At 61.0% G+C, this 6,000-nt stretch carries 2 protein-coding genes; one reads left to right on the plus strand and one right to left on the minus strand.

Going from position 1 to position 6,000, the window contains the following annotated elements; all coding sequences use genetic code 11:
• Positions 1 to 330 precede the first annotated feature (330 nt).
• Complete coding sequence (locus FS507_RS08765) at positions 331 to 1,338, plus strand: DUF4238 domain-containing protein (RefSeq protein WP_145942399.1); 1,008 nt, start codon at positions 331 to 333, stop codon at positions 1,336 to 1,338.
• A 281-nt stretch (positions 1,339 to 1,619) separates the two neighbouring features.
• Here FS507_RS08765 and FS507_RS08770 read toward each other — a convergent pair whose 3' ends face one another.
• A complete protein-coding gene (locus tag FS507_RS08770) occupies positions 1,620 to 5,699 on the minus strand; it encodes an ATP-binding protein (RefSeq protein ID WP_145942400.1) in 4,080 nt (1,359 codons plus the stop codon).
• Positions 5,700 to 6,000 lie beyond the last annotated feature (301 nt).

A 6,000-nucleotide genomic window follows, 5' to 3' on the forward strand; every position in this document is an offset into this window, starting at 1 on the left:
CCACTCGCAAAGGAGCCATCCATCGCACTTCGGACTCCGAAATGGCCTCTCGTCCTCACCAAAGCCAAGATAGACGGGGCGCTGACAGGAGATCAGGAGGCAAAGGGGCCGGAGCGTGCGGCCACCAATTGGCTGGCTAGTGTGGCGTACTGCCCGTTGCTGTGGTCGTCGATATCACGCCTTCGACTCAGGACGAAACGCTTCAAGCTCTCAGCTTGTCACGAGGACCACACCAGAACTGACCCCGACGCGGCGCGCCCGGTCTGTTGCGATCCAGAAGCGCGCCGTCACCTCGCCACGCCTGCTCGCGCGGCGTGAGATCATGTTGATGTGAGCCCGCGCCATCATCTTGTCCCGCAATTCTACTTACGGAACTTCGCCGACAGTAACCAGCAGGTCGCCTTGGTCGATCGTGCCCGGTCAGATCGCACGATCAGAAACGCGGTCCGCAAGGCATGCTCGGAAGTTGGCTTCTACCGGATCGATGCTGAGGTCCTCGCCCGGGAGGAGGATCGAGTCGGTCACAACCCCGAGGTGGTTGAGTACCACTTGAGTCAGTTCGAGCGTGCGGCGGCGCCAGTCATCTACAAGTTGATCCGCACCGGCCTGGGTGACCTCACGAAAGAGGACTGGTACCACCTGATCAATCACATCGCGCTCCAGACCGTTCGCGGGCATCGGTGGCGTGAGGACTTTAACGCTGTGGCCACTCACCGGATGCGGGTCGACCTGGGACAGACGATCACCGATGATGAGATCCGGGCCTTGCTTCGTGAGAATGATCGGCCAATCACCGCTGAGGAGGTGAACTCGATCCGAGTCGAGCTGTTGGGGCCGAACGGCCCCAGGTTGGTTGCACCTGACGCCGTGATGGTACAGGAAAGCGTCAGATTTGCTCTGGAGAGCCTGGGGGCACGTCTGGCCGACGGGATGCAGTGGGCTTTGATCCGCAGCGACACGGCTCCGGTCCTGACATCTGATGAGCCGGTCTGTTGGTGGGCGCCGGGAGACGCGCCAGTTGGATATGCGACGGCCAACGTCGTATGGTTTCCGCTGAGCCCGCGGTTGATTCTGCAACTACGCGATCACGAACTCGATCATGGCTCCCTCGGCCTTCCATCGACCGACACTGCTACTGGGCGGGACGAACTTGTGCGTCTGATCAACGGTCATGTAGGTGGTCAAGCGCATAGATGGATCATCCATCACCCCCAGGATGATCCTCTCGACGGGCTCCAGATGGCACCGCGTACGAAGTGGGGAGATCAGCTCGTCGGCTTCACGAACAGTGGAAGTACGCGTCGCGAACTCTGGGTCCACCGGCGCCTGCCCGAGTAGCGGCAATGGCGCCACGTCTTGGAGGGCCAGAGGGCAGCCACAATGAGTCGCGTAGCGGTGTCTCGATAAGATAAGGGTATCCACGCAAACGGGGTGTACTTTCCATTCCTCGATGAGGCACGCGAGATGACGACTACACCCGTCGACGATGAGGCGTCCGCCAGTCTGGGCAACAGGTGTCGTGTCGCCACTTTGACGCAGGTGCATGGTGCCCGAGGGTCGGGGGTCTCCCGGATGGTCTATGAAGCGCCCCCCGAAGAACGCACGGCGGACACTTTCGGCTACCGCGGGTCGTCTACCAATCGACGTACATCGAGGATCGGTCCAACGAGCTCATCTTGGTGGGCCTCCGGACCGATGACTGCCCCGTACCAGAAATCTGAGTACGCCATCTTTCGGTAATCGTCATCGTCCATTGGGAGTGCGTGTCGCTCGCCCAGAACCCCGATGACGATGTCGCAGTCGAGTTCCGCGAGTCGCCGACGCAGCCACGCTGGTTCGACTAAAAGAGCATCCTGGCCGTTCTCGGTATCAGGAATCTCGAGAGCACGCGCGACGGACGCACCGTCCACTGTCCATCGCGCACCTACTCCGTCCCAGAGGGCCGATCCGAGAAGTTCGTCGGTCGGCACATAGAAATCGATGCTCTCGTCGATCGAACAGTCGAGCTCACTCCCTTCCCACAGGTACTTCTCGATTGCGGGCCGTGGTGCGAGCCCAGCTCCGATTAGTCGTTCGTGGTAGTGATCGTCTGTCTCAGCCGCTGCCTCCGCCTTCGCAACGGGCGACCAGGCAAGTTCTCCTAGGTAGCGCCCACAAGTGCGACTCCTGTCATCCATCCAGCGGCCTGATAAGCCGTGTTCTCGGAAGAGATCCAGGACACGCTGGCCGTCACCTCGGGGCACGAGCCAAGAAAACTGAAGGTAGAAAATGTCACGCTCGCGCTTGGTCATGCCGGTTCGCTGGGCGTTATCGCGATCCCATGTCGAATACCGTTGCAACGCGATCCAAGGGTGTCCTGCTCCATCTGTCGGCAGGAACAGTTGTGCCGCCGGAGCGAGGTCTGCCACTTCCGCGACCCAGCTGTCGGGCGTCGCGGCAGCGTCGAGGGCTGGCACCGGGAGCAGCGCCCAGATGGCGTCTGGTGCGTGCGTTAACAAAAGATGCTGCGGGAGATCGGCGAGTCTACGCGCCGGGATGCTCGGATCCAAGTCTCGTCCGTACCAGGGCCACGGCCCCTCATATCGCGCGTGATCGGGAGACCAAGGGTCTTGGGCAAGATGGTAGTTATCTGCCAGACGCGCGAGCAGCTCGTGAAGCGCAAGCCATTGGTACTTCTTCCCAAAGCGCTCAGGCTTGTGGCCTTCGCGTCCCCGGTCGGCACGGTACTCGCGTTCGAACTTCTCAAATCGGTCCGCGGTCCAACCGTATGCGATCGCACGGTTTGCGATCCATCGCCCCGCCCAATCGGCCTCGACGCTGCCTAGCGGGTCACCGTGCTTGCGCGAGGGCCGCGGTCCGCTGAGGGGGTATCGGCTGAATGATCCGACGTCACTTTTGACAACGTATTTGTTGAAGTCACCCATCCATGTGAGGCAGGACATAAGGATCGTGTTGGCACGCCAGTCCGTACAGTTCCCGTCCGTGTCCCTTATCCAGCCGTAGGCCGCTTCCAGAGCCTCGGCCGTCGGCGGCTCTTCGGGCGGCGCAGATCCATACGGCGGGTCGAACGCGACCTGCTGCTCCTTCGTGAGGATACCTCGGTCCGCGGCCCAAGCGGCCATACCGCGAGCACTGTCTCGAGCGAGGACATGCACGGGGAAGCCTGCGAGGAGCCATGTCGACAGGGCGTCGATTGTCCCCTTGCTCCCATTACGGTCGGAGTCTCCGCCGGCCATCAGCGCGCCGTAACAAGAGAGCAGAACCCGCTCTTGGACGTACGGGTCGTCAACCTCAGTTGCCAGTGTGATCAACGTGCTAGCCACCGGGAGCCGCTTCGTCAACAGAGCAGTGAGTGTCCTAGTGATCTTGTCGCGCAGGATCCTGTTCGGCGAAGTGAGTAACCACATCAGCGTGATGCCAGCCAGTTCAGCTTCAGCGGTGTCAACCTCCTGCGTGGTGTCCTGAACCCAGCTTTGCAAACGTGCCAGTGACGGCGAGTAGTCGTCGGCCGTGTAAGCCGCGATTGACCAGGACGCGTCGCGTTCGGGTAGCGCTTGAGCCTTGAGTTTCTCGTGGAGCCATCGTGCGTTCGCAGGGTGCCCAAGGCGGGGGCCCAATGCGACCATCGCGTCAACACCTTTGACCCGCTCATCGAATTCGCCATCGATCTGATGTTCAAGGAGTTCGAAGGCACGTTTGCCAAACGCATCAGCCGTTCGATCTATGAGGCTATCGCGAACCGCTTCGTCTAGGCGGTGGTTCGCAAGCACCTCAGGGAGGAGATCAGGAAGCTCAACTGACTCGCGCTCGGGCAAGAGAACAGCAAGGGCTCGCCAGAGCCAGGGCACGTCGCGCACGCTGTTGCCAAGTTCATCAGGGCCATCTAGAGAGTCAAGCAAACGATTGGCAAGAACATGTTCCGAATACGCCTGAAATGGCAGGGTGACAGACTCTCCGGCGGAGAATGATGGGCGAACCTCAATCAAGCCCTCGCTATGCATCCGACCGAACAGAGTGTCCGGCCAGCTACGGCCCGGGAGTAAGGCATCGACGGCGTTCTCGACCGCCGCCCTTGGGATAGGTCGTCCACCTGCGGCGAGGAGCTCATCGGCAAGCACATCCAGCGCTTCAATAACTACGTGGCTGGATGGAGCAAGGCGAAGCGCGTCGATCACACGCGCGGCACGGGTAGCGGCGAAGCGCCCGAACAGGGTCGATCGGGTGAGGCTTTCTGCGGTTCCCGGACCGTCCGAGGCGAGTACCTCGCAGAACATTCGCAGGAACAACGGGTTTGAAAACGCTGGGTCAAAGGACGATCTCACCGGTACCGGAACCCCAAATACTCGGCAGTATGCCGAGAGCGCCTGCCCCTCCTGGCCCGTGAAGCCTCTGTGTGAAACAACTGGTAGGGATTCCGGCGGTTCAATGACAGATGAGTAGTCGGTGCGGTACGAGACGACTACAGCCACATTTGGATACGCCTTCGCCTGAGCCAACAGCGCCTTGAGCTCGGTTCGCCATCTGCGTGGGTTCTGAGATTCGTTCAACGCGTCAATGAGAAGAACAGCGCGTCGCCCCTTCGCCTCCGCGAGCGAGTCGAGTTCTTGCAGGAACACATCAGCAGACTGCGCCTCGACACCGAGCGCCGCTTTCAACTCGGGCCACCACGTGGCGTCGCCGAGTCTTTGTCCAACAACCGCGACGACCGGGGAACCCTCAAGGTAAAGTGCTTCGGCCGCACGCACTAAAGTGTGGGTCTTGCCGCTCCCTGCCACACCGACTAGCGCTAGCGTGCGCGAGCTGTACGCGGCGGCCTCTCGGGAAGTAAGCACGTCACGCAATTCGTGAAGCTTCTTGATTGCGCTCCGCATCCGCCGGTCATTCAAGTCATCGAGATGATTGGCGGCTTCTCTGGCGCATGTGAGCAAGTGGTCGACGGTCTGACGGCCTGACTCAACGTCGAAGTCAGTGGTCGGCAAGACTGAGCCCGGTGCTGCCGAACGCTCGCTCACGTCAGCGCGGAGTTCAGCGAGCCGATCAAGAAGCCGAATGGCTTGCTCCGATAATGAACCCCACATGCCGAAGTCCCGGCGACCAGCGGAGAGCGCGGAATCTAGATGCAAACGCAGGGATCTAAGAAAGCCGTCGCCAGCAGCGGCCGCCTCGACCGCGCCGTTTACAGACACGTCTGTGTCGGCCATCGGGGTGTACCTGTCCCCGACCACAGCAATGGTCTCGGCGATCTGCTTCTCGAACCACACTGGCGATAGCTCAAAGTCACCAAACCAGAAGGCACGCCGTCCGGAGTGTCTCGAGGTTGCCAACTGTGCCAAGATATCGCCGGCCCGGATCGTTCGAAACTCGATCTGTTCGGCACCGTCAACAGTCCGCTGCCAGCCCGCCACGGCATCGACCCATCGATCCTGGTCCGCCTTGGTGCCCCCTGCTCCGCTGTCGGTGAAGTCATAGGGAACCACGAAGGTGAGCTCCGTCAGCTCGGGCCGCTTCGCACAGACTGCAACAACAGATTCCTTCATCCCACTCAAAGCATCGGCCAGCGAGGCGTGGAACTTGGCCTGGAAGCCTTCGGTGTGCCCATCCGCGTAGACCTCGTACCACTCGACCCCGGCGTCGGGTGCCCGAGTTTTTCGGGTCTCCAGGTGCCCAGGTTCTACGGGTGGGCGCAGCTGATAAGCCAACTCCTCCCATGCTCGAGCCTGGCTTCCCTCATGAGACCTGATCTCACTTAGACGAATCGGCATACGCCAACACTATCTGCCTTGCTCTTGACATCCGATTCCACCGCGTCATTCGACCGAGATTGCCGCCGGATCGATGTCAGTTGGCCGAGCTTCCAGGCGCGGGAAACTCTTCAGGACCAATCCGAGGACTACTCAGCCAGTATCGTTGAGCAGCCAAGCGTGCCGTTCGCGTAAGGGGACTGCTGCGCGGATAGGTGACAGGGTGTAGTCACGCCGTCAGTGCGACGGTCGTGTTCAT

The organism is Corynebacterium glyciniphilum AJ 3170 (genome assembly GCF_007673095.1).
Taxonomy (GTDB): domain Bacteria; phylum Actinomycetota; class Actinomycetes; order Mycobacteriales; family Mycobacteriaceae; genus Corynebacterium.